Genomic DNA, 23,642 nt, shown 5'->3' with positions numbered 1-23,642 from the left:
TAACTATTTAGTATCTGGAACCTTTCCATGCAGTTCGCAGATATCTCCATGGGTTTGATGATACTCGTAAGCAGAGGTTGCAGCAACCGACCCAAGAGCTGCGGCCGTAATGTCCTGCTTAAATCTCCCAAAGTGGTTCGTTGTATCTCCTGCTGCAAATACGCCCGGCACATTTGTTTTCATCAAATTATCCACCTTCATATATCCTTTTTCATCCAACTCAATACCAAGCTGTTCTGCAAAGGTCTTGTCGGGATCAAAACCAACTTCCACAAACATACCATCCACCTTCAGGTCCCTTGATCCTTTGTATTCCTTGGAAAGAACGAGTTTCTCCAAGAACTTTTCTCCCATAATCGCTGCAACCTCAGTTTCCAGCAACACCTCAACCTTATTGCCCTGAGCTTTCATGCGCTCGAGGTTCACGGGTTCTGCCATTACTTCTTTCCCTCGGACAATAAGATAGATTTTCTTAGCATACTCAGAAAGAAAGTTCACTCCCTTCACGGAAGAATCTCCCCCGCCAACCATGGCAACCGTTTTGCCGCTGTATACCGGGCCGTCGCACGTGACGCAGTAATGCACTCCCTTTCCGGTTAACTCCTTTTCATTGGGAAGGCCAAGGTGACGCCGCTGAGAGCCAATGGCAAGAATAACAGTGTTGCCTTGAAATTCCTTTTCGCCAACCTTAACGGTAAAACAATTCCCATCAGAACTGATCTTTTCTGCCTTTCCTTTTTCAAACACAGCTCCAATGTCCTTTGCCTGCTTTTGCATTGCCTTTACCAGATCAAACCCATCAATGAATAGAATGCCAGGGTAGTTTTCAATTGCTCCTGCAGTGGCCGTCTCACCCCCAAACTCCCCCTCAATCACCAAGGTTTCCATTTTGTAGCGCCTCGCATAGAGCGCAGCAGAAAGACCCGCCGCTCCAGACCCAATAATGATGAGATCGTACTTCATAGATCCTTTATATTATACAAGTAAAAGGCACTGTTAATCAAGCCAATGTGGGTATAGGCCTGGGGAAAGTTTCCCAAGAATTCCAGACTTTTGGGGTTGATCTCTTCTGAATACAGCCCCACATGGTTTGCCAGTTTTGTTAAACTTGCAAGATATACTCTCGCCCTCGACTTTTCACCAGCAAAAATTAAGGCATCAATCAACCAAAAGGAAGCTGGCAGAAAAGCGCCTTCTCTACCTGGCAGACCGTCTTTGGCGGTATAGCGCAAGAGAAGCCCATTCATCACGGAAAGTTCGTTCTCAATAGCTTTGATGGTAGAAATCATTCTCTTGTCTTTCCCGTTGATAAATCCAACTACGGGCATTAAAAGCAAAGAGGCGTCTAAATCCTGAGAACCAAAACTCTGTACAAAGGACTGCTTTTGTTCTGACCATCCTTGTTTCATGACTGCAGAAAAAATGGCTTCCTTCTCCTTTTCCCACACTTCAACCTCTCCCTCAAAGCCGTATTCTCTTGCGATCTTTATTGCACGGTCCAAGGCAACCCAGCACATAACCTTGGAATACACAAAGTGCTGCCTTCCTCCGCGAACTTCCCAGAGACCCTCATCTGGCTGACGCCAAATCTCCACCACATAGTTTGCAAACTTGCGAAGAATGTTCCAGGTGCTCTCTTCTATCTTGTAGCTCTCATCCATTAAATGGATGCGCCAGACTGTGTCTAACATGGAACCGTAAATGTCCCACTGCTTTTGAAGATGTGCCGAGTTGCCAATGCGCACGGGCTTTGAACCTCTATATCCCTCAAAATGCGGGAGAATCTCCTCTCTTAGATTCACCTCGCCCTGCAATCCGTACATAATTTGAACATCCTTTGGGTCAAAGTTTCTCAAGCTGCAGCATTCATCCAACAGCCAATCCACATACGCTCGTGCTTCCCTCACATATCCCATTTGAAAAAGCGCTTGCAAGGTAAAAGAGGAGTCTCGAATCCAGGAAAACCGATAATCCCAATTCCTTACTCCCCCAATGGCCTCTGGCAAAGAGGTAGTAGGAGCTGCCGCAATGGAGCCAGGCGGTTCAAAAAAGAGAATCTTTAAGACCAGAGAAGACCTCACCACCAAATCATGCCAGGGACCCGAAAGCGGGCAGCTTTTAATATCGCAGCGATGGACCCAATCCTCCCAGAATTTTTTGGTTTCTTTAAGCTCCTCTTCGTAATGCTCATCTGCCCAGTCTTCCTTTGTTGTCTCATGGTAGTGAAAAGCAAGATATGCTGACTCTCCTTCTTTTAAAGCAAGGGTGCCGGTTGCAACGTTGCCGTAAATTGCATACTCGCCAGGAGAAATCAGCTCTCCCTTTCTTGTGCCTTCATGGTCTACTCCAAGGCCATGCTCAGTGAAAGAAAGTGTGGTTTCTCCTCTGGCATAGTCAAAGCGTGGAGCAAAGATAACCTGAACTTCACAGGTTCCCTTTGTGCATGTAATCTTTCTATGAACCTCTGCTTTTTCTCGCTCTTCCATGGCTTTTCCGGCTTGAGCTGGGATATAATCTACAACTTCCACCACCCCATTGTCGGTAGTAAAGCGGGTCACAAGAATATTGGTAAAACCAAGGTATTCTTGCTTTACCTTATAGGATTCCGTGGGAGCTATACTCCAACTTCCCCCTTTTTGCTCGTCCAGCAAGGCAGCAAACACCGAGGGTGAGTTTAAGTAGGGAGCCGGAGCCCAATCAACCGAACCTTCCTTTGAAACCAGGGCTGCGGATCTCAGGTTCCCAATAATGGCGTAGTCACGAATGGGTTTATACATGCTGCTTTGCCAGTTCTAAGGCTCCATATAACCCTGCCGCATCTCCAAGCTCTGCCTTCACAACAGGAGGAAGTTCTGGGAATATGGTTAGAATATCCTTCAGATACTTCCTTGTCATGTCCAAAGAAATCGCAGGGTCTCCGAGAATCATGGAGCCGCCAAGCACAACGATATCCGGGGACCAATGAAGAATCGTGTTGTTCAACCCGACCGCAAGCAGCCGCGCCAGCTCATCCCATATCGTTTTGTCTGCAATCTTTCTGGGGTCTTTGCCGTAGCGGGCTGCAACTCCACTCCCAGAAACCAACTGCTCTAGCTCTAGGCTTTTTCCCTGGTCAATAATCTGGTGCCCGGGCTCAAAACCCATGGCACTGCGATCAACCCTTCCATCTATGATTCGTGCTCCTCCAACTCCCGTACTCACGGTCATATACACAACAATAGATTTCCCCTTCCCTGCTCCTTGAACAGCCTCCCCCACACCGGCCGCCACAGCATCATTCTCAAGCGAGACCGGAACTTTGAATATATTCTCGACGTCTCGTTTAAACGGCTTTCCTATGAGGGCTGGCGTATGCGGAGAGTTCACCAGCATGCTCCGCGCTGAATCCAGGGGACCCGCCAATCCCGCTGCGATCGATTGCAGTTCTCCAGGCGGCAGGCTCTCTTGTATCTCTTTAAACTTTAAAAGTATCTCTTCATACGAAGGGGGCGTTGGGATAACCACGGACTTCTCGATCGTTTCACCATCACGTGAAAGCGCGTAGCGACACTTTGTTCCTCCAATGTCGAACAATAAATACATAATCAATGTGTCTTAAATGAAATTTAGGAAATTTGAATATCGGTGAATATATGAACCTCTTTCATTTCATGAATAATGCGAGCTGGCGTTTCCCACAATGTTCCTTCGACCTTGAGCGCTCGTTTGAGTGCTTCTTTCTTCTCTTTGCCCACCATGTACAGTACTGAATGGTCTACCATACGCAAAAAAGGCAGTGTTATTGTTGCTCTTAAAGGATACTCGTTCTTCTTTTGTGCGTCATACCCCCGCACCAAGGCATCACCCTCAAAAAGTTCCTGGAATCTGCTCTTCTCTTTGGGATAGGGCATGATGCCTGCAGTATGTCCGTCAGCCCCCACACCCTGGGTAATGACAATTCTTCCTCCAGGGTGTTCTTCTTTCCAATTCGTGAGTGCTGCTTCAAAACGCTTAGCAAAAACCTCCAGGTCTTCTCCCCGCTGCACTCTTGTATCAATAAAATATGCTCCACGATCCTGGGCCTTCTCAAAAAACCCAGTTTCAGCCAACTGGGCAAAGTTATTCACCTTGGGGTCCTCTGAGAACCGCTCGTCAGTCATTCCGACTATAAAGTTTGGCGGGAAAATGACAATGCGTTCTAATAGTCCCGAGGAAGAACCGCCAGAAGATAAAAACAGTGTGGGCACGTGAGAATGTGCGTCCAAAATTTGGTTCAAGCGCGATGAGGCTTTTTTTATAGCTTCTTCCTTATTCTTTGTGCGCGTAATCTCCATCATATTTTGTGTCCACCAAATACCGCTCTCAACGTAGAAAGAATCTTTCCTGTGAAGCTTGGATTCTTTGCAGAGCGTACCCTGAAATCAAAAGCTCCCTTAATAATGGGGACTGAAACCCTCAACTCTTTTGCGGTTTTCACGGTCCACTCCCCCTCACCAGTATGGGCTACACTGCCGGAAGCCTTTTTTAAATCTTCCCCGTATTCTTCGAACCCCTCTTTCAACCAGCTCACCAATCTTGAAGTAATGATGCTGTTTTGGCTGTATATGTTAGCGACTTCTTCTAAGCGAAAACGGAAAGGAGATTTCTTCAATACAAAAAACCCCTCGGCCAGAGCCTGCATCATGCCGTATTCAATGCCGTTGTGCACCATCTTGGCAAAGTGGCCTGCTCCGGATTTCCCCATGTAACCAGAGGCGGTATCTGAAAGAGCGCGAAACAAGGGTTTGGTCTTTTCATATACCCTCTTTTCCCCACCTGCCATAATGGCAAACTTTCCCTGTTTAACTGATACAGGTCCCCCTGAAATCCCTGTGTCCAAGTAGTGAATCCCCTTCTTTTTCAATCGAGCAGCTCTTCTCACAGAATCCTTAAAGAAAGAATTGCCTCCGTCAATCACCACATCCCCTCTTTTGAGAGCGCCTATTAATCCTTGCTTTCCAAACAAAGCCTTGTCCACGGGCCTACCTGCCGGAACCATCAAGAACACGGTTCTCGGCATAGAGAGCTTTTGCGCTAACTCCTTTGGGCTTGAAGCTGCCACAGCGCCTTTTCTTACTGCAACTCTCAGTACTCTTCCATTAATATCATACACCACAACACGCCATCTCTTTCTCAAAAGCCTTTGCACCATTGCCATACCCATCTTACCTAACCCTATAAATCCGATTTCTTTTTTCATACTTTTGTAAACTTAGTTTAACTAAGTTTCTATAACAAAAGCTCCTTGAGGATACATTACCAGAGGGGCGTTTGCTTTCTCCCAACCTCGCAAGATAGAATCGACAAACTTCCAGCTTGCCATAATCTCCTCGGTACTCACAAACAGGGTCTGATCTCCCTCAATAACACTCAAGAGCAACCGCTCATATGCATCTTGGAATTCTTCTCCCTCAAAGGCCTCTTTGTAATCAAACACGAAGTCCTTTTCTTCAATCTGCATCTTTGTTCCAGGTTTTTTCACCCAGAACTTCAGACGCACCCCCTCGTCTGGCTGTATCGTGTAATGCAGCACATTCTTGTAATGCTCGTTCTTGTCGGGACATAGACAGAAGCCCGGATGCCGGAACACTACTTGCACTTCCACCAGGTCTTTTTCCATTGCTTTGCCGCTTTCTAAGATAATGGGCACGCCTTTCCATCGAGCATTGCTCAAAGACGTCACAATGCGAAAGTAGGTCTCGGTCTTTGAATCTTTTGCAACGTTTTTTTCTTGCGCATATCCTTTGTACTGTCCCCGTATCGTCGTTTCCAGCAGCGCTTTCCCCATAGGAACTTGCAGCGCCTTGAATACTTGCGAGCGTGCATGCCGAACAGCGTCCGCTTGAAAGGATGCCGGGCTCTCCATGAGAAAAAGCGCCAGAAGCTGAAGCATGTGGTTTTGGCCAACATCGCGCAATGCGCCCATACCATCATAGAAGATGCCTCGCTCTCCGATTCCTTCTTTTTCCAGAAGCCGTATGGAAACGCTTTCCACCCAATCCTTGTTCCAGGCGGGCTCCAAGAAGGAATTGGAGAAACGAAACGCCAAGATGTTCTGCACGGTTTCCTTTCCCAGGTAATGGTCCATGCGGTAAATCTGTTCTTCTTTAAACAACTTTCCCAGCATGCGGTCTAACTCTTGTGCTGTTTTTAAGTCTTTGCCAAAGGGTTTTTCAACGATAACACGAGTCCATCCCTCCTCTGGACTGCAGGGTTTCGTAAGTCCAGTTGCATGAAGGTTTTGGAAAATAGTTTTGTAGTGTTCTGGGGGGACCGCCAGGTAAAAGAGTTTGTTGGAGCAGACCTGCCACTCTTGGTCTCTCATTCCAAGAAACTCAGCTAACTTCTTGTATCCTTCTCTTTCCCCAAAGGTTCCTTGCTGGTATACAAAGAATTTGGAAAAAGAAGCTATCTCTTCTGCGGCTGCCGCAACCTTAGCTTTCGTCATCTCTGCCACCATCTGCTGGAATCTTTCCTTATCTAAGCTGTCCTTGGAAAAACCGACCACCTGAAAAAGCTTGGGAAGATTTCCTTCCTTGTATAGATGAAAGAGCGCCGGGATGAGTTTCCTGCGCATCAAATCTCCGGTTGCGCCCAAGATAACAAATATGGTGGGGAGAGTTTCTTTATTATTCATTCGTCTATTGTAGTATTATCTTTGCGCCTCATCAATTCTGGCTGCTGCCAGCTTAAGCGCAACCGTTCTCGGATTCTCTTTGGTCCTCAAACTCTTTTGAAGTACCTTTCTTGTACTTTCCTTTATCTTTCGCTCCACGGTATCAAACATGCGCTTTGGGTTGTATCCGCGAAACTCAGCATATGAGCTGATAACTCCACCTGCGTTTGCGACAATATCAGGGACAATAAGAATACCTCTTTTGTGCAGTTCTTCTTCAACATTTTCTCGCATGGGAATGTTGGCTCCCTCCACAATGATCTTTGCTTTAATCTGATCTTTGTTGCCCTTGTGAATGACGTCGGTCACGGAAGCTGGAATCAGGATGTCTACTGGCAAGCCCCAGAACTCCTCTGAGGAAATCTTTTCCCCTCCTTTGTACTCCATAATAGAAGCTTTGTGCTGTATTAAGGGTCTCATCTGGGTTTTTTTGAATCCACTCTCAACATGCACCGCACCCCTTGCGTCGGCTATGGCAACAACCTTTGCACCCATATCAGTTAACACACTATAGGTAAAGCTTCCCACGTTTCCAAAGCCATGAATTGCAACCTTGAGGCCGCGAATATCCAATCCCAAAAACTCAGAAGCAATCTTGGCAGAGTGAGCTACCCCGAACCCAGTGCTGCCAAATTCATGGGGAATGCCACATTGTTCTACCGATCCCCCTTCCCCAAATACCAGCATGCAAAGAGATGCCGGTTTGCCCGTGGCACTTCTCCAATTTCCTGTTGCCTCCACAAACCACTGCATTTCTTGATCTCCGGTATTCACGTCGGGTCCTGCAACGTACTTTTTTGGAGTCAGCAATGAAATTGCTCTTGCAAACGACTGTACGTACTGCTTTTTTAGCTTATCTGAACCTCCTGGCCACACAATTCCTCCTTTTGCACCACCAAAAGGCAACTCTGCCAAGGAGTTCTTAAAGGTCATGGCCCGGGCCAGCCTCCTGATTTCCTCTTCTGTCACATTGGGGGTCATTCGAATGCCTCCCTTTCCTGGACCCAACACGGTATTGTCAACCACCAAAAACCCAGTCATGTGAAGGGCTGGGTCATAGACCTTGAGCACAATTTCTGGCCCCCATTGATCGTACTCGCCATGCGAGGAAGCGTGCTTTTGCTGCATATATTACAAGAGATCTAATAACTGCTCTTCATAATTCAGAAACTGCAGCGCATTATACACATATGCAATCCAAATGACAAAACTGTCGGTTACCATAAAGATTCCAAGGATAATAAGAAAGACTCCTCCCACAATAGCTACCCAGTTGAGATATCTGCCCAGCTTGGCGAAATGCTTTGAAGCCCAACCAATGGCAAGGGCGGTAAGCAAAAAAGGCACTGCCAGTCCCAAAGAGAACACAAACAGGAGAAAAGCGCCCTTCGCCACCGTGGCAGAAGAGGCAGCAAACGTTAGAATTGCCCCTAAAATCGGCCCAACACAAGGAGTCCACCCAACCGCAAACGTACCTCCAAACATAAGAGAACTGAATGGGGTTCCTGGTTTAAGTTTTCCCAGTACCCGCATCTGGCGCTCTGGAACCAGAAAACGGAATAGCGGAAAATGAAGAAGATTGATTTTCCCTTTGCTCAAGCTGGTAATTGCAGGAGCCAAGAGAAATAGCCCAAAGAAAATAATGAGCACGCCCCCTATCCTGGTTATGAGAGAACGATACTGGAAAAATACTGCTCCCCCAAGACCAAACAAACTTCCCAGCAGAATAAACACCGCACTAAATCCTATCACATAAAAGACCCCGTTCAGAAAAATCTTGAGCCGTGCTTTTTTTGCCTTTGTCGGGTCTTGTAAATCGGCAACCGAAGAGCCGCTAATAAAGCTCAAATACCCTGGCACCAAAGGTAACGTGCAGGGCGCTAAAAAAGTAATGATGCCGGCAACAAAGGCTGCGAGGATAAAGGTGAGACTGATGGGTTCCATAGTTTAAAGCTTAAAGGGCGCCTGCAAAAGGAATCCGAGGATAATGAAGAAGATACCAATGATCCCAAGCAACTGTTCTCTCCTCATCGTGCGGAACACCCTCTCATCAATCTTGTGTTCTTTGCGAAAGCGATAGTGCACCATGATGGCTGTGAAGGCCACCATGATTTTGCCGATGACGTCTAGGGTAAAACCAACAAATTCAATATTCATAGTTCTTCTGGGGGCATGCCCTGTGCGGTAATTTCCAGGTTGCAGCTGTGGTGCTCTGTGCACCATGCTTCGCACCGCTCAGCTAGTTCTCTCGCTCTATAGCGATACCCGCACGCCTCACAGACATATTCATCTTGTTTGATTTCTTTCACCATAATTATAATATCTTCTCCACTCTACGCTTCATCTCATCTAAATCCATTGGCCCTCGCTTGTGGTCTTGAATCACACCATCTTTATCAACAAACAAGGTCTCGGGCATGGAAAATCCTCCAATGGACTTGTAGAAGGAATCTTTGGGGTCGAGCAAGAACACCAAATCCTGGGTGATGCCGATGTCATCGGTATACGATTTTGCGGTATTCAAGGATTCGGCCCGGTCAATGGCAATAACTACCACTTCGGGGAACTCTTTTTGGAGTAGAGAAAACTCAGAGAGCTCTTTTACGCAAAAAGGACACCACACAGCCCAGGCATTGACCACCAAAGGCTTGCCAACAAAATCAGTTAACGCTACGTTGTTTCCCTCGTAGTCAATGAGCGTAAGATCGGCAAGCTCACGTCCAGCTCCCTGAGACGTAACCTCCTGCTGTTCTCCAGGAGTTCCTCCCTGTGTCAAGAGCAGGATTCCCCCTCCAATACCGACTACAACGATGATGCCAAAAATAACAAACTTAGACATAAAAAGTGTTAGGAGGCTCTTAGCGAGACCAAGGATTCCTTGGTCTCGCTAAGGCATCCCCCAGGAATTACTTATTAGCAACCACACGTACTATCAGTACACTTTCCATCTTCTCCATGCGCATGTCCGCAGCCCTCGCACGTTTTAGGAGTATCTTCGTTGTAAAACATATTGTGTTGCTATGGTTAACTTATATTCTCTATGACCTTTTCTTTATCACTTATACAACTCTGTATCGGGATGAGCAGCAGCCCAGGAAAACCAGAATCCACTGATTGGGTTTATTCGTTCTTCCTCTCCTCCGGGGCCCTTTTTGTACATTCGCACCACATCAAGTTCTGTATCGTGGCGCAGGACAAGATCTGTTCCTTCAAAAGAATCTTCCACTGTTCCCTGTTGCTTTACTGACTCTGTAGAATACGCTTTTGCCTTTCCGTTGATTACGATTCCAAATACAAATGCATCGTTTGAGAGTCTCGTATCTTTTGGGTTTGCCAAAGAAAGCGCAAGGCCTGTTGCAGTAAAGTAGTCGCCGTACGGGTTTTGTCCGTAGAATCTGCGCGCGCCCGTGTCTTGAGAAAGAACTTCTCCCTGGGGAAATTTCTTTTTCCAGTTGCCGTACCGCATCTGATCTGAGGGAAGGATAGCAAGTTTCGTTCCTGTCATTTCACCCACAATGGCTTCAGCCAACACCTGAGACCACAAGCTGTCTGTCTTTCTATCATACATTACAAGATTAGACTTCCATAATTTCCCCGATGTTCCAAACTCCACCCGTTCTCCTTGTACCACGGGATCAAGCACAAAACCTGTAAGGCAGAGAGGACAATAGGTTACTAAAACCCTTTCCCCTTCTATGGTATCGTTCACAATCTCATGCCACACAATAATCTGGTAGGGGTAAAAGCGATGCGTGTCTCCTTGAGAAAATGCAATGCCAGGTTCCTCATCTTTCAACCAAGCATCTGCTTCTTTTGAAGAGATAAACTTTGGGTTATCAATAGAAGGAATGCCGTCTTTAGGTGGCCCCCCGCTCAAAATCTCCTCTAAGGGTACGCTGTGCCTTACCCCGTCGGTTACGAAAATCTCTTTTTCTACCATGGTTTTCTGGTCAACATCTTCCACCGTTATAGTTTCAACGACGGTATCTCCTCCCTTTGGCAAGTCAAAAGAAGAGGATTGCTGGCGCAGAAGAACTGTTCCCAGGATTACGCCGGCAGCCAGCAGTAAAAGAATGATAATGCCACGCTTCATGCTTCCTTATTTGACTCCTAAAAGTTCTGAGAGCTTCTTTTCGTCAAAGCCAACAACAATATTCCCTTTCACATCAATGACGGGAACGCCAAGCTGACCTGACTTCTCTACCATGGCATCTCTGGCCTGCTCGTCTTCGGCAACATTCTTTTCTTCATACTCAACATTGTTCTCCTTGAAGAACTCCTTTGCTGCCCTGCAGTATACGCACGTTGGAGTAGTGTAAATGGTTACATCTGCCATACATTTGATTGAATTTAAACTGCTTATGCTTCGACCTTCTCTTCTTTTATTTAATAATCATCATAATATTTTTCACCATGGGGTCTTCCTCTCGCAGCTCATAACAAACCATCTTCCCTTCCCGTTCTCGCTGTACTAACCCCACAATCTCAAGAATCTTTAGCTGGTAGGAGGCGGCGGGAACCGATATCCCGCATACATTCGCAACATCCGTCACGCACAATCCTTTCTTTTGACAAAGCAACCGAAAGATTTTTAAGCGAGTTGAATCTCCCAGTGCCTCAAATATAAAGGCCATGCGGTCTTTGGCCTCAGTAAAGGATTTTTGTACTTTCTGTAATTCCTTTTCTTTGAGCATATTATTCTTTAACTTACAGATTCTCTCTTCCCCATCTCAGAGTCTGAGCCATCCATTCTAGCTCATCGAGAAATCCTGCAATACGCTTTTCATACGTCTTGTCTTTTAAGTTCCCTTTTTCGTCAAACAACTCCTGTACTCGGGGAAAATTCAGATTGGCAGAAATTGCCACGAGTCCCAGCTCTCGCATCGTGGGGAGCAAGTTCTCAATGACCCTTGTGCCGCCCCAAGGACCCATGGATACTCCCGCCAAACCTACTACCTTATGTATATATTCTGGCAGTAAAAGATCAAGTGCAGATTTTAGAGGACCAGGATACCCATGGTTATACTCAGGGGTTACAATCACGAGACCGTCTGCTTTAATAATAGCATCCCGCCATTCAGGGAATTGCCCCTTTATATCCTGCCCATAGTCATCTTGGGGAAACTTAAAATCCCGAACATCAAAGAGCTGCGTTTCAACACCTTCTCGGCCTTTCATAGTTTCCAGCAACAACTTGGCAACGTTCTCAGACTGCCTACCCTGTCGGTTTGTGGCCAAAATAATGGGGAGAAACAACTTTCGCTCCATACTATTAATTAAACGTTTCTATAACTATCTAAACGATATCATGCGCCATACAACCTTGTCAAGTCCCCTCCCACTCCAAAGATCGCATGTCTCCTAAATGAAATTAAGGAACCCATAATTTCATTAAGGGAGTATACACTTTCCAATAAAAACCGAGGCAGTTGGTCTGCCTTAACAATGTTGTATTCTTCTAAAAGTTCACCAATACCACCACTTCTTTTTCTTTCACTTCCAGAACTCCGCCTGAAATGGGGAGCTTCTTTTCCGTTCCGTTTTCTCCCCGGATAATCATATCCCCTTCCTTCAATTGGGAGATTAAAGGGGTATGGTCAGCTAAAATTTGCAGGTCACCGTCTGCCCCGGGAACGCTCACGGATTCGGCTTTACCCACAAAAATCTCCCTATCTATCGCAAACACCAAAAGTGGAAATGTCATACTTCATCTATGCTGCCTTTCAAGTAGAAGGCAGACTCATCTTTTGCGTCGTGCTTCCCCTCAATGATTTCTTTAAATCCTCTAATGGTTTCTTCTCTCGGCACATACTTTCCTTCTCTTCCCGTAAACTGCGACGCAACAAAGAAGGGCTGGGAAAGAAATCTCTGGATTCTTCTCGCTCTTGCAACGGTAAGCTTATCTTCGTCAGAGAGTTCTTCCATGCCAAGAATTGCAATAATGTCTTGCAGTTCTTTGTAGCGCTGCAGGATTCTCTGCACATCACGGGCTACATCATAATGCTCTTGCCCCACAATTCTTGGATCTAAGGCAGAAGAACGGGAATCCAGAGGATCTACCGCAGGATAAATACCCAAAGAAGCCAACTCACGAGACAATACCACGGTGGAATCTAAGTGAGAAAAGGTGGTTGCTGGGGCGGGATCAGTAATGTCGTCTGCCGGCACATAGATTGCTTGCACCGAGGTAATGGACCCGTTTTTGGTAGACGTAATCCGCTCTTGCAGGTTTCCCATATCTGTAGCCAAGGTGGGCTGATATCCCACGGCCGAGGGCATTCGCCCCAAAAGCACAGAAACCTCAGAACCCGCCTGCACAAAACGAAAGATGTTGTCTATGAACAAGAGAACGTCTTTTCCTTTCTCGTCTCTGAAATACTCTGCCATTCTTAGTCCCGTCAAGGCAGTGCGAAACCGCGCCCCTGGAACCTCATTCATTTGCCCAAACACCAAGGCGGTGTTCTTAAGCACCCCAGACTCTTCCATTTCGCGGTACAAATCGTTTCCCTCTCTTGTTCTCTCCCCAACCCCGGCAAACACGGAATATCCACCGTGCTCCTTTGCGGTGTTGTGAATTAACTCTTGGAGCAGCACGGTCTTTCCAACTCCAGCTCCTCCAAACAAACCAACCTTTCCTCCTTTCAAGAAAGGGGCCAACAAGTCCACCACCTTAATTCCGGTTTCAAATAATTCAGGTTCTGTCTTTTGGTCTTCCAATTTTGGAGGTGCCTGATAGATAGAAGAACGTGTTCCCTTAACTTCTCCTTTTCCATCAATGGGTTGACCTAACACATTAAACATTCTACCCAGCACTTCCTCTCCCACAGGAACTGAAATGGTCTTGCCAGTATCTTGAACTTCAGCCTTTCTTTTAAGCCCATCTGTGGAGCTCATTGCAATGGTTCGAACCCTGTTTCCACCTAAATGCTGCGCTACCTCAAGAACGAGAGTGCCCCGCCCAGCAGGGCGAGGCTCGCCTTCGGCGGCTTCTTCCAGCTTCACTTCCAAAGCGGTGTTTATGGACGGGAGCTGCTTTTCAAACTCCACGTCTACCACCGGACCCATAATCTGTACTATATGTCCTGTATTCATGGCTTGTTGCTTAAATCTCGTTTAGGCATTACTCGTTACTTAATGCTTCTTTTGCTGTTGAAATCTCAGTTAACTCTTGCGTAATCGCAGCTTGTCTTGCCTTATTCAATGCAAGCTGCAGCTCATCTTCAAGAGACGTTGCGTTTTCTGTGGCATTCTTCATTGCAACCATTCTCGCTGAATGTTCTGAAGCATTGGACTCAAAGATGTAGTGAAGAATCTGCACTCGCAATAGGTCTCTCACCAAAGACTGTGTGATTGCCTCTGGGGAAGGTTCTAAAAGATGCGGGAGTTCTTCCTTTTCATTCTCCTTACTATTCCAATCTGCATATTTTCCCGTTTTGGGTGCAATGTTTTCCACCGCATCTTTTAATTCTTTCATGTCTAAAGGAAGAAGCTGTCGGATATTGGGTTTTTGCAGCAATGCTGAGAAAAACTGCGTGGAAACAATCACTATTCTTGTATATCTGCCTTTTTCAAAAGCCTTAAGCACCCATTCTGAAAGCGGGGCTACATCATGCAAAGAAACAATATCTGAGAATAAAAGAAACTCTGCCACAGGCGCTATTCCTCTCGCCTTAAAGAAATCTCTGCCCTTTCTTCCCACGGCAACAATGTCCACATTGTCGTTGCCTAAAAGCCACTGGAATGCCATCCTTGTAATCTGACTATTGAAGCTTCCGCACAGCCCTTTATCTGAGGTTACGACGATAAGGCAAGTCTTTTTGTTGCTTGGTTCTCTAAAATAGATGCTTTCTTGCTCTAAAACCTCTTCATGGCGTACCAAATTTCGCAGCAAGGAAAGTGCCTCCTTTGCAAAAGGACGGGCGCGCAGGGCGACTTCTTGTGAACGACGCATTTTGGTTGCAGATACCATCTGCATTGCCTTGGTAATCTGCTTGATATTCCCTATCGTACGGATCTTTCCTTTGAGTTGTCGTGAAGAAAAAGGCATATTGCTTAAATCTCGTTTAGGATATCTTGAATTCTCCTAATACTGTTTGTAGTGCCCCTTGGGTTTCATTGTCCAGATCCTTACTGTCTCGGATCGTCTGCAGCAATCCTGTCTCATTGTTTCGCAAGTGCTCCAAGAGCCTTTTCTCGCCCACGCGCACATTTTCCACTGCAACCTCATCAAAGTACCCTTTGTTTACTGCAAACAGCAAGCATACCTGTTCTTCCATGGGCAAAACTTCAAACTGCCCTTGCTTTAATGTCTCAACGAGCCGTGCTCCCCTATCAATTCTCTTTCTTGTTGTCTCATCCAAATCCTGGGCGAACTGCACAAACGCAGCCAACTCTTGATACTGCGCCAAATCCAGCTTTAACTGAGAAGCCACCTTTTTCATTGCTTTTGCCTGTGCAGCAGAGCCTACACGAGACACGGATAAACCAATATTTACCGCAGGCCTCTGTCCCTTTGCAAACAAATCGGTTTCAAGATAGATTTGCCCATCGGTAATGGAAATGATGTTGGTTGGAATATATGAGGAAACGTCCCCCAGCTGAGTTTCAACAATGGGAAGCGCAGTCAAAGAACCTCCACCCTTTTCTTCAGACAAACATGCTGCTCTTTCCAAAAGTCTTGAATGAAGATAGAAAACATCACCAGGGTATGCTTCTCTTCCCGGAGGCCGGCGCAACAGCAATGCAATTTGACGCCATGCCCAAGCATGCTTTGAAAGATCGTCATAGATTATTAGAACATCCTTACCTTTGTCGCGAAAATACTCTCCCATGCTGCATCCGGCATACGGGGCAACATACCACAAAGAAGCAGGGTCTGAAGCGGTTGCCGCAACCACAATGGTGTACTCCATTGCCCCCCTCTTTTCTAACTCACCTACCAACTGCGCTACCTTTGAAGCCCTTTGCCCAATGGCAACGTAAATACAAATGGGTCTTGTTTCCTCTGGTTCGTTTAATTGATTCAAAATGGTATCTTGAATCAAAGCGGTCTTCCCTATTTGCCTGTCTCCGATAATCAGTTCTCTTTGGCCTCTTCCAATGGGAATGGCAGCATCCACCACCTTAATGCCGGTAGCCAAAGATGTGTTCACGGCCTGCCTGTCTAGCACCGCAGGGGCCGGTCTCTCAATGGGAAGCTGTTTTTCTGTAGCAATGCTTCCTTTCCCGTCAATGGGCTTGCCCAAGGGATTTACCACTCTTCCCAGCAAAGCCTCTCCTACGGGTACGGAAAGAACTTTTTCAGTTCTCTTCACCAAATCCCCTTCTTGAATATCTTTGTCCTCTCCAAGTATCACGGCTCCAAGAGTATATTCTTCTAAGCTCAAAACCAAAGCCGGAATACTCTTTTGGTTCTCCTCCTGGGGCCACCTCGTAATTTCTACCATTTCAGAAAACATAACATTGGGAAGCCCTTCAATTAAAACCACGCCGTCCCCCACAGATACAACTCTTCCAATCTCCTCTTTTTGAGGGCTCAAAGATTTTCCTTCCAGTTCCTTTTGCAAAATTTCAAAAACGTGATCTCTTGCCATTGCTATGACTGTAATACAGCTCTCAGTTTTTGTAGTTTTCCTTTCACGGTATTGTCAAAAAGATATTCTTGCCCCAAAAATATGGCAGTTCCTCCAATGAGACTCTCATTGAGTTCTGTCTTTACTTGATATCCCTGTTTTTTCAATGCACTTTTTATTAAATGAGCATACAATACGGGAAGTTCGTGAGCTGTTAGGACATGGGCAATCTTTCCATTCCTTTCTTCCCAGAGCTTTGCGAACTCCTGGAGTATCGAACTTACATAACGCAGATCGCCCCGCTTTTTTAAAAGACTCTTAAATCTTGCTGCAATCATTTTTTGCTCTTTCTCTGGAGCTCCCTTAAAAGATTGCACTAAAACCTTTGCATATATGCTAGCTTTCTTTGTCATGTCCTTTAACTTCCCTTAACAAATCTTGCCCCATGATAGCTTCGTCTTCCTTGGTCAAAGAACGGGAAAGGACCTTTTCTGCAAGGAAGAACGCTCTTTTTTGCATCTCTGCCTCAGCTTCCCGCAAAGCGTCTTGCTTTTTTCGTTCTGACTCCTGCTTTGCCTTCTCCAAAAGAACTTCTGCTGTTGTCCTGGCCTCCTCCACAATCTCCTTTTGCGCAGCTTGCCCCTTGCTCTTGGCTTCCACCACCATGCTTTCTGCAAGCTCCCGTGCCTTTCCCATGGCCACTTTTCTTGCCTCTCCAATCCTCTCCATTTCAAGCTTGGCTTTTTTTGTCAGCTCCACTCCTTTTTCAATACCCTGCTTTCTTTCGTCCAAGAACTTTAAGACTCTCTTGAATACGAAGCGATGTAAAAGCCACAGCACCAACAAAAAGTTCACTGCCTGCGCCAGCAGCAGCCTCATATCAATACCAAGATTAGAAAGAAGCTCTGACATTACACGAACAGGATAATAAGGGCGACGACCAAAGCATAAATGGCAATGGCTTCTGCAAACGCAATGGCCAAGATCATTGAGGTCTGTATCTTTTGTGAAGCCTCGGGGTTACGTCCAATTGCCTCCATTGCTTTTCCAGCCAAGATCCCAATACCAATGCCAGGTCCCAAGGCACCCAAGCCAATGGCCAGAGCCGCTCCAATAGATTTTAATACTTCCAATTCCATAGTAATTGTCTTTTTTCTGTTATCTTCTCTGACCTTTTAATGTTGAACTTTTAGGGCTGCCATCTTCAGGAAAATCATGGTTAGCATAGCAAAAACAAGGGCCTGAATAAAGCCCACGAAAAACTCCAGCAGTAAAAAGGGAAATGGGGCCAAAAATGGAACAAGCATCATCACAATCAAAAGCAAGACCTCTCCTGCAAAGATGTTTCCAAAGAGCCTAAAGGAGAAGGAAAGCACCTTGGCAAACTCTCCTACCAATTCAAGGATACCAACAAAGAAGTTTATAGGACCCTTCGTCAACACCAAAAACTTTGAAACATGACCCCACACCCCGAGTTTCTTTACGCCGTACAACTGAATTGCAATCATGCTTATTAAAGCCAAGGCAAAGGTGGTGTTTAAGTCGCTGTTTGCAGAACGAAAGAACGGGATAAATACCTCTTTGCCATCATGCATCTCAAAAAACCCAATAGAACCTGTTCCCGGCAATACCCCAATCCAGTTGTTCAGCAGGATAAACAAAAAGATGGTGGTCACCAAGGGAAAGAACTTCTTTGCCTGGTCCATGCTTCCTAAGGTTTGTGCCATGAAAGAAAGAATGCCGTCTAATACAACCTCGGCTGCTCCCTGGACCCTGTTTGGAATGACTTTTAAAGAATAGGCCACAAAAAGACCGCCTCCAACCAAAAGAAGGGCGGTTACTACAGAAAGAATTAAACTATTGGTAATGGGGATACCAAATAATATACCTAAGGTTTCAGCTTGTAGACTAATATGCATATATCAAAACAATGCGGTCAAGATAGGATACCACCTTAAAACGCTTTTGTAAATACCTTAAAATTCACGAAGGCAGGAATTAGGAAAGGAAAGAAGTGTGGTTAATATGAGGGTGGTGAAGTTTAAGAATGTAGATGGGTGTTTCTCGACCCATCTTCTTGAGCCATAGCCTCAAATCCTGAGCTAAATCATCCTGGTCATATCCTAAGCAAATACCATCGGGATTTAGATTTTCTAACACTTTATAGGAAGACTGCTCCTCATCTCCCAATACTGCTTGGTCTACCTGCTCTTCTTTCAAAACGAGGGCTCGCCTCGTTTCTTGGTTATACTTTGGGTTCTTCCCCTTCCATTTTAAAGAAGCAGAATCTCTTCCGATAACGACAACAAGCTCGTCTCCATACCTCTTTGCCTGACGGAAGAGACTTCTATGACCATCATGGATACCATCAAATATCCCAAATACCACAACTCTCTTTTTCATCTGAAAGTTAATCTCTTTTAAGGAATAAGCGATTTTGCCTAAATCTCGTTTAGTTATCCACACCTAAACGAGATTTAGGCAGAACCCCCTTTGCGCCATTTTACTGCTTTCAATAACGGGGCATAAAGGTCATCTTCCAACGGCATTTGTAACTTCTCAAGCTCTTTTTTGGTCGGGTTTCTCTGTTTAAACTTTACAAAAGGAACATCTTCAATAACAACCAAAGGAGTCTGCTCTGCTCCCTCTCCCATCACCAACACGGCAGCGGCTCCCAAAGCATCGGCTACTGCAGCAGACGTCATCTTCAAGGGTCTGCCAAAGATATCCAGTTTTCCAATGTAGGAGTTTAAAGCGGCAAACCCACTGTGCGCCAAGACAAACACTCCTCGCTGCCCCCAACGCAAGGGCACGGAAGCGGTGTCACAAATAACAACACCAATGTTCTTTTTCTTGTGTTTTTTAATAAGGTATTCCCGAATTGTATTTGCAGACTTTTGGGGATCTTTGGGCCACAAGACAAAGTACCCCCCGGTATTGGACTCATCTATGCCAGAAGAGAAATTGATAGCGTTTCCCTTCACCGTGAGCATAATGTTATACCTGCTAGAAGTACGGGGAAGGTAATACTCTGCTTCCCTGATGATAAGTTTGTCCTTGCCTCCTGATTTTTCTGGCACCACCCTTCCTTCACAAATAGCTACAATCTTTGAGGTGACAGCAACCACACTCCTGTCTTTTAAGCGCAGAAGATACCTGTCAAGAATCTCCAAGATATCGGTATCCTTTGGGGTAATCTTTTTTGTCTTTAGAGCTGTTACTTTCATATCCATGGATTATATCATAGAATAAAGGAATCTATGCCAATCTTTCTTATTCCCATTCTTATCTTAATTGGAATCTTTGCCTTTTCTGCTGGTGGCGATATTCTTAAAAACATAGATATTCCTTTACCCAGCCTCCAGCTATTCTCGCAAAAAAGCGTTGAAAAAGTAACGCCAAAAGCTGCTACTCCGCGACCAAGCACCATTAGACAAGCCCCTTTAAAAACCTCTCTCCCGTTTGTGCTTAACACCGTTATTACAAAAGGCCCAACAGAGGATACAAAAATCAGCGATACCAATGTGGTGACCTTTGAGTTTGAGGGATCTGTAAATCCAACAGATACAGCAGGACGTATCACCTTTGAAACCAAGATTGAGGGTGTTGACCCTGACTGGAAAGCAACCTCAAGCAGGCAACGAAAGATTACACTTCCCGGGGGACCGGCCGAATACACTTTTTTAGTCCGAGCAAAGCTCAAGAATGAGGTGGACACGACTCCCGCCACAAGAGCCTTTCGCGTCAACGTCTCCCCTTCCTTTGGGAAGATAACCATTGGAAGCTTCCGGCGGGCAACTTCTTCCTCTCCCTTTATGTTCACTCTTTCCTCGCACCTTAAATCCGGGGAAACCCTTTCCATCTCCAACTGGACCCTAAAGAGCAACACGGGGAGCTTTTCTATTGGCTTTGGCGCAGAACGGATCTCTCCTGTAGGCACGGCCTTTCAAAAACGAATAGTGCTCAATAGGGGTGATAAGGTGCTCGTTTCCGGGGCCGCTTCCCCGTTCGGAGCCGGCGGCAACTTCAGGCCGAACATATGCTTTGGCTGGCTCGCCCAATACTATTCTTTTCCCCTCTCCGTCCCATCCTCTTGCCCAGACAGGCCAAGCCTTCAGGATGTGTCATTCCTCACTCCTGCCTGCCAGGATTTCATATTAAAAGAGGTGAACTTTTCCCGGTGCGAAGTCCCTTCGTATTCTCAGAACGCAGCTGTTGCCGCCAATGCTCCCTGCATCACCTATATCAACGATAACCTAAACTATGGGGCTTGCGTTACCAAACATTCTGGCGACTCCAACTTTCTGAAAAATGAGTGGCAGGTTTTCGCGAACCGAAGCTTTGGACATCCCACCCACGACACAATCCAACTTCTGGACGAAAACGGCCTTTTTGTAGATAGAAAAGTGTACTAACCGTGTTTGATTTCAATCACGTCACCATCTTGCACCACATAGTCTTTGCCTTCTGTCCTCAGCCAGCCCTTAGCTGCGGCCGCAGCATAAGTTCCAACTTCCAGCAACTTATCCCAGGGTATTACCATGGCTTTAATAAACTTCTCTTGAAAGTCGCCATGAACCACTCCCCCCGCTTGGGGGGCTTTTGTTCCCTTTTTGACAGCCCATGCCCTCGCCTCTTTTTCTCCTACCACGGTAAAGAACGTAATAAGGTCTAGGAGTTCGTAAGATTTCTTGATGAGCTCTGGGAGTTGGGATACAAAACCAAGCTCTTTTCTTTCCACTTCGGCAAGCTCCTGCATTTCAAGTTCGTCTTTCAGATTTGCAGTAACATAAGCAGCGCCAGATTTTTTGACTTGCTTTAAAAGCTCTTCTGAAGCATCACCGGGATTGCAGTTAAGCAGGTACAGAACGGGTTTTTTGCTTAACAGCTCAGACTCTGGGATAGAACTCCCTTTTTTGTCTGTTTCAATGTCTTTTAACTCAAGCTCTGTGTTAATAGTATCAATATCGCGCAACGGGTCCACGGTCTTCTCAACGTTGATAATGTCTGCGCTGGGGAAACAGCGCACCACCTGGCAGATGGCATCAACCTCTCTGATACGTGCCAAAAACTGATTCCCCAGCCCCTCTCCTTTGTTCGCACCCTTTACCAACCCTGCAATATCTACAAACTCTATAATGGAAGGTATCACCTTTTCTGAATGAAAAAGGTGGGCAAGCTTCTCCAGCCTTTCATCTGGAACCTGAACAACCCCTACGTTAGGATCAATGGTGGTAAAGGGATAGTTTGCAATCTCCACCTCCTTTTTTGTTAGCGCCTGAAACAGGGTAGATTTCCCCACATTAGGCAGCCCCACAATTCCGAGTGATAATGCCATACTCCAACTCTATCAAAAAGCCACCTGTTTGGCGATTCTTCTTCTCCATGCTGCTTAAATCTCATTTAAGCATGAATGATTCTAGTGATTATCTCCTTAATGCATTAGGGCACTATTGGTTATTCATAGCGCAAAGCTTCAATCGGAGATTTCTTTGCGGCCTGTCTTGCAGGATACAAGCCAAAGATGAGTCCAACCAACCCTGACACAAAGAACCCCAAGAGAGCTGCGGTTATGGGAAAAACAAAGATCCAAGTAACGCCTAGAGTAGCTGTTAAAACAAGGGAAGCCAAAAAGGAGAGACCTGTGCCTAATGCAATGCCAATGACACCTCCCACCCCAGTGAGAATGATTGCTTCAAATAAGAACTGAAAGAGAATATCCCCTTCTGTTGCTCCCACGGCCTTTCTGAGTCCGATCTCTTGTGTTCGTTCTGTTACCGACACTAACATGATATTCATGACTCCAATGCCTCCCACTACCAAAGCAATAGCAACTACCGAAGACAGAAACGCGGTTAAGGCTCCAATGATAATCTGAACCTGCTCTACAATACCTTCTTGTGTGGTCACAAAAAAGTCATCGTCCTTAGGATCTGCAATGCCATGGTTTTCACGCAAGGTAAGTTCAATGTCTCGTACTGTTCGCAAAACCGCTTCCTGACTTTCTGCCTTCACGATGATTTCATGGAAGTAATCAACGCCCAAGAGGTACAGCTGGGCTGTGGTGTAAGGTACAATAACCAACTCGTTAATGTTAAAGAAGGCAACTTGGCCTTTTGGAGGAAACACTCCAATAACGCGGAACTTTCGGTCTTTAATAGTGATATACTCTCCAAGGGCATCAGAGCTCAAAAAAAGCTCTTCAGCAACCCTGGAGCCAATTACTGCAACGCTTGCATTCTGGGTAATGTCTGACTCATCAAACAAAACGCCCTCTTTAGGATAGACATTAAACACGTCGGGGAAAAAGCTACCCGAACTTCCAATGATGGTGGGTCGAAACGTTTCCCCCTCAAATGATACTGACCCTGGCACCAAAAGAATGGGTGTTATTTCAACCAGACCGGGCACGTTTTCTCTTCTCTTTAAGGATTCCACATCCCTTGTTTTCAAAGAATTGGTCAGTAGGGTTTCGCCAATGTCACTCGGACCAGTGGGCTGCTTGCCGGGGCGAATAACAATGGTTTCGGCTCCCAATCCTCCGAGCTGCTGAAGAATCAAGGATTCTGCACCTTGGCCAATGGACATCATTAAAATAATGGCGGTAATGCCAATAACAATACCTAAAATAGTGAGAAGGGAGCGGGAACGATTGGTTTCCAACCCCTTGAATGCGGTCTTAAAGCTATCTTGTAACGTCATACTATTTGCTGTCGCCCTCAATCTTGCCGTCTAGCATGTAAATGATGCGCTGGGCGTGCTCTGCGGTATAGGCTTCATGTGTAATGAGAATAACCGTGTGTCCTTCCTCGTTTAACTTCTGGATGATTTTCATGACTATCTTGCCGGAAGTTGAATCAAGATTCCCAGTAGGCTCATCTGCAAAGATAACATCGGGGTTGTTCACTAACGCACGAGCTATGGCAACCCTTTGTTTCTCGCCCCCAGAGAGTTGGGAGGAAAGATGATTGCTATGCTCTGTCAAACCCACCGCTGCAACCGCTTTTCTTGCCAATTCTTCTTGCTCTGATTTCTTCACATCAGAATACAACAAGGGCAGCTTTACATTCTCCTGTACTGTGGTTCTCGCCAAGAGGTTAAATGCCTGAAACACAAATCCCATCCTTTTGTTGCGAACATGGGCCAACTCCTCTGATGTATAGTCATCAATCGTTTTCCCATCAAAGCGATACTCTCCTTTTGTTTGCCTATCTAAAAATCCAAGAACATGCAGCAAGGTAGACTTACCAGAGCCGGAAGGTCCCATGATGGCAACAAACTCTCCTTTCTCAATTGTAAAAGACACTCCCCGGAGTGCCTGGGTTCCGTCACTATAGCTTTTCTCTACATTCTCTACTAAAAGGAAGGCCATGAAG

The 23,642-nt window shown here is 45.9% G+C and carries 29 protein-coding genes; 1 reads left to right on the top strand and 28 read right to left on the bottom strand.

Annotation, left to right across the window (positions count from 1 at the left end; translation table 11 throughout):
• Nucleotides 1–3 precede the first annotated feature (3 nt).
• From IH982_00485 to IH982_00365, 25 genes are all read right to left on the bottom strand, one after another.
• Nucleotides 4–963, bottom strand: coding sequence for an FAD-dependent oxidoreductase (locus tag IH982_00485; GenBank protein ID MCH7828335.1), 960 nt, complete (start codon nucleotides 961–963; stop codon nucleotides 4–6).
• On the bottom strand, nucleotides 960–2,777 hold the full coding sequence (locus IH982_00480; protein ID MCH7828334.1) for a glycoside hydrolase family 15 protein: 1,818 nt from the start codon (nucleotides 2,775–2,777) through the stop codon (nucleotides 960–962). The genes IH982_00485 and IH982_00480 overlap by 4 nt, the downstream gene beginning before the upstream one ends.
• A complete protein-coding gene (locus IH982_00475; GenBank protein MCH7828333.1) occupies nucleotides 2,770–3,582 on the bottom strand; it encodes an ROK family protein in 813 nt (270 codons plus the stop codon). Before IH982_00475 ends, IH982_00480 begins: the two co-directional genes overlap by 8 nt.
• Before the next feature lie 23 nt (nucleotides 3,583–3,605).
• Nucleotides 3,606–4,316 (bottom strand): 6-phosphogluconolactonase, encoded by a 711-nt coding sequence (locus IH982_00470; protein MCH7828332.1) that lies wholly within the window; start codon nucleotides 4,314–4,316, stop codon nucleotides 3,606–3,608.
• Nucleotides 4,313–5,218, bottom strand: a complete 906-nt coding sequence (gene gnd / locus IH982_00465; protein MCH7828331.1) for a decarboxylating 6-phosphogluconate dehydrogenase — start codon at nucleotides 5,216–5,218, stop codon at nucleotides 4,313–4,315. The genes IH982_00470 and gnd overlap by 4 nt, the downstream gene beginning before the upstream one ends.
• Before the next feature lie 21 nt (nucleotides 5,219–5,239).
• Nucleotides 5,240–6,655, bottom strand: a complete 1,416-nt coding sequence (gene zwf / locus IH982_00460; protein ID MCH7828330.1) for a glucose-6-phosphate dehydrogenase — start codon at nucleotides 6,653–6,655, stop codon at nucleotides 5,240–5,242.
• Nucleotides 6,656–6,670: 15 nt separating this feature from the next.
• Nucleotides 6,671–7,822, bottom strand: a complete 1,152-nt coding sequence (locus IH982_00455) for a Glu/Leu/Phe/Val dehydrogenase (GenBank protein ID MCH7828329.1) — start codon at nucleotides 7,820–7,822, stop codon at nucleotides 6,671–6,673.
• A gap of 3 nt (nucleotides 7,823–7,825) precedes the next feature.
• Nucleotides 7,826–8,638: a sulfite exporter TauE/SafE family protein gene (locus IH982_00450; GenBank protein MCH7828328.1), complete on the bottom strand. Its 813-nt coding sequence runs from the start codon at nucleotides 8,636–8,638 to the stop codon at nucleotides 7,826–7,828.
• 3 nt (nucleotides 8,639–8,641) lie between these two features.
• Entirely contained in the window at nucleotides 8,642–8,851 is a 210-nt protein-coding gene (locus IH982_00445; protein MCH7828327.1) for a hypothetical protein, read from the bottom strand.
• Nucleotides 8,848–9,006 carry a hypothetical protein gene (locus tag IH982_00440; GenBank protein ID MCH7828326.1) on the bottom strand — a complete coding sequence of 53 codons (159 nt, stop codon included), beginning with the start codon at nucleotides 9,004–9,006 and terminating at the stop codon, nucleotides 8,848–8,850. Before IH982_00440 ends, IH982_00445 begins: the two co-directional genes overlap by 4 nt.
• A gap of 2 nt (nucleotides 9,007–9,008) precedes the next feature.
• Entirely contained in the window at nucleotides 9,009–9,533 is a 525-nt protein-coding gene (locus IH982_00435; GenBank protein MCH7828325.1) for a TlpA family protein disulfide reductase, read from the bottom strand.
• Nucleotides 9,534–9,749: 216 nt separating this feature from the next.
• Entirely contained in the window at nucleotides 9,750–10,787 is a 1,038-nt protein-coding gene (locus IH982_00430) for a DUF3179 domain-containing protein (protein ID MCH7828324.1), read from the bottom strand.
• A gap of 6 nt (nucleotides 10,788–10,793) precedes the next feature.
• Nucleotides 10,794–11,030 carry a glutaredoxin family protein gene (locus tag IH982_00425; protein ID MCH7828323.1) on the bottom strand — a complete coding sequence of 79 codons (237 nt, stop codon included), beginning with the start codon at nucleotides 11,028–11,030 and terminating at the stop codon, nucleotides 10,794–10,796.
• 46 nt (nucleotides 11,031–11,076) lie between these two features.
• Nucleotides 11,077–11,388 (bottom strand): winged helix-turn-helix transcriptional regulator, encoded by a 312-nt coding sequence (locus tag IH982_00420; protein MCH7828322.1) that lies wholly within the window; start codon nucleotides 11,386–11,388, stop codon nucleotides 11,077–11,079.
• A gap of 13 nt (nucleotides 11,389–11,401) precedes the next feature.
• The gene (locus tag IH982_00415) at nucleotides 11,402–11,962 is read right to left on the bottom strand and encodes an NAD(P)H-dependent oxidoreductase (GenBank protein ID MCH7828321.1); all 561 of its coding nucleotides are present in this window, start codon (nucleotides 11,960–11,962) and stop codon (nucleotides 11,402–11,404) included.
• 190 nt (nucleotides 11,963–12,152) lie between these two features.
• Nucleotides 12,153–12,398, bottom strand: a complete 246-nt coding sequence (locus IH982_00410; GenBank protein ID MCH7828320.1) for a hypothetical protein — start codon at nucleotides 12,396–12,398, stop codon at nucleotides 12,153–12,155.
• Entirely contained in the window at nucleotides 12,395–13,786 is a 1,392-nt protein-coding gene (gene atpD, locus IH982_00405) for a F0F1 ATP synthase subunit beta (protein MCH7828319.1), read from the bottom strand. The genes IH982_00410 and atpD overlap by 4 nt, the downstream gene beginning before the upstream one ends.
• 28 nt (nucleotides 13,787–13,814) lie before the next feature.
• Nucleotides 13,815–14,741, bottom strand: a complete 927-nt coding sequence (atpG, locus tag IH982_00400) for an ATP synthase F1 subunit gamma (GenBank protein MCH7828318.1) — start codon at nucleotides 14,739–14,741, stop codon at nucleotides 13,815–13,817.
• A 16-nt stretch (nucleotides 14,742–14,757) separates the two neighbouring features.
• Complete coding sequence (locus IH982_00395) at nucleotides 14,758–16,287, bottom strand: F0F1 ATP synthase subunit alpha (protein ID MCH7828317.1); 1,530 nt, start codon at nucleotides 16,285–16,287, stop codon at nucleotides 14,758–14,760.
• A 2-nt stretch (nucleotides 16,288–16,289) separates the two neighbouring features.
• On the bottom strand, nucleotides 16,290–16,679 hold the full coding sequence (locus tag IH982_00390; protein ID MCH7828316.1) for a F0F1 ATP synthase subunit delta: 390 nt from the start codon (nucleotides 16,677–16,679) through the stop codon (nucleotides 16,290–16,292).
• A complete protein-coding gene (atpF, locus tag IH982_00385) occupies nucleotides 16,663–17,178 on the bottom strand; it encodes a F0F1 ATP synthase subunit B (protein MCH7828315.1) in 516 nt (171 codons plus the stop codon). The genes IH982_00390 and atpF overlap by 17 nt, the downstream gene beginning before the upstream one ends.
• The gene (gene atpE, locus IH982_00380; GenBank protein MCH7828314.1) at nucleotides 17,178–17,405 is read right to left on the bottom strand and encodes an ATP synthase F0 subunit C; all 228 of its coding nucleotides are present in this window, start codon (nucleotides 17,403–17,405) and stop codon (nucleotides 17,178–17,180) included. Before atpE ends, atpF begins: the two co-directional genes overlap by 1 nt.
• A 36-nt stretch (nucleotides 17,406–17,441) precedes the next feature.
• Nucleotides 17,442–18,185: a F0F1 ATP synthase subunit A gene (atpB, locus tag IH982_00375; protein MCH7828313.1), complete on the bottom strand. Its 744-nt coding sequence runs from the start codon at nucleotides 18,183–18,185 to the stop codon at nucleotides 17,442–17,444.
• A 79-nt stretch (nucleotides 18,186–18,264) separates the two neighbouring features.
• Complete coding sequence (locus IH982_00370; protein MCH7828312.1) at nucleotides 18,265–18,669, bottom strand: adenylyltransferase/cytidyltransferase family protein; 405 nt, start codon at nucleotides 18,667–18,669, stop codon at nucleotides 18,265–18,267.
• Nucleotides 18,670–18,743: 74 nt separating this feature from the next.
• The gene (locus tag IH982_00365) at nucleotides 18,744–19,499 is read right to left on the bottom strand and encodes a coenzyme F420-0:L-glutamate ligase (GenBank protein ID MCH7828311.1); all 756 of its coding nucleotides are present in this window, start codon (nucleotides 19,497–19,499) and stop codon (nucleotides 18,744–18,746) included.
• A 27-nt stretch (nucleotides 19,500–19,526) separates the two neighbouring features.
• Between IH982_00365 and IH982_00360 the strand changes: the two genes are divergently transcribed.
• Nucleotides 19,527–20,681, top strand: coding sequence for a hypothetical protein (locus tag IH982_00360; protein MCH7828310.1), 1,155 nt, complete (start codon nucleotides 19,527–19,529; stop codon nucleotides 20,679–20,681).
• Here IH982_00360 and ychF read toward each other — a convergent pair.
• The 3 genes from ychF to IH982_00345 all read right to left on the bottom strand — a co-directional run bounded on the left by ychF (nucleotide 20,678) and on the right by IH982_00345 (nucleotide 23,638).
• Complete coding sequence (ychF, locus tag IH982_00355; protein ID MCH7828309.1) at nucleotides 20,678–21,604, bottom strand: redox-regulated ATPase YchF; 927 nt, start codon at nucleotides 21,602–21,604, stop codon at nucleotides 20,678–20,680. The two genes, IH982_00360 and ychF, sit on opposite strands and share 4 nt — an antisense overlap.
• Nucleotides 21,605–21,723: 119 nt before the next feature.
• Nucleotides 21,724–22,968 carry an ABC transporter permease gene (locus tag IH982_00350; GenBank protein ID MCH7828308.1) on the bottom strand — a complete coding sequence of 415 codons (1,245 nt, stop codon included), beginning with the start codon at nucleotides 22,966–22,968 and terminating at the stop codon, nucleotides 21,724–21,726.
• A gap of 1 nt (nucleotide 22,969) precedes the next feature.
• Nucleotides 22,970–23,638, bottom strand: a complete 669-nt coding sequence (locus IH982_00345; protein ID MCH7828307.1) for an ABC transporter ATP-binding protein — start codon at nucleotides 23,636–23,638, stop codon at nucleotides 22,970–22,972.
• Between the last annotated feature and the right edge of the window lie 4 nt (nucleotides 23,639–23,642).

The organism is Patescibacteria group bacterium (assembly GCA_022563395.1).
Classification (GTDB): Bacteria; Patescibacteriota; Minisyncoccia; order Minisyncoccales; family UBA10102; genus 01-FULL-49-22b.
This window is presented reverse-complemented; position numbering and strand designations above follow the sequence as displayed.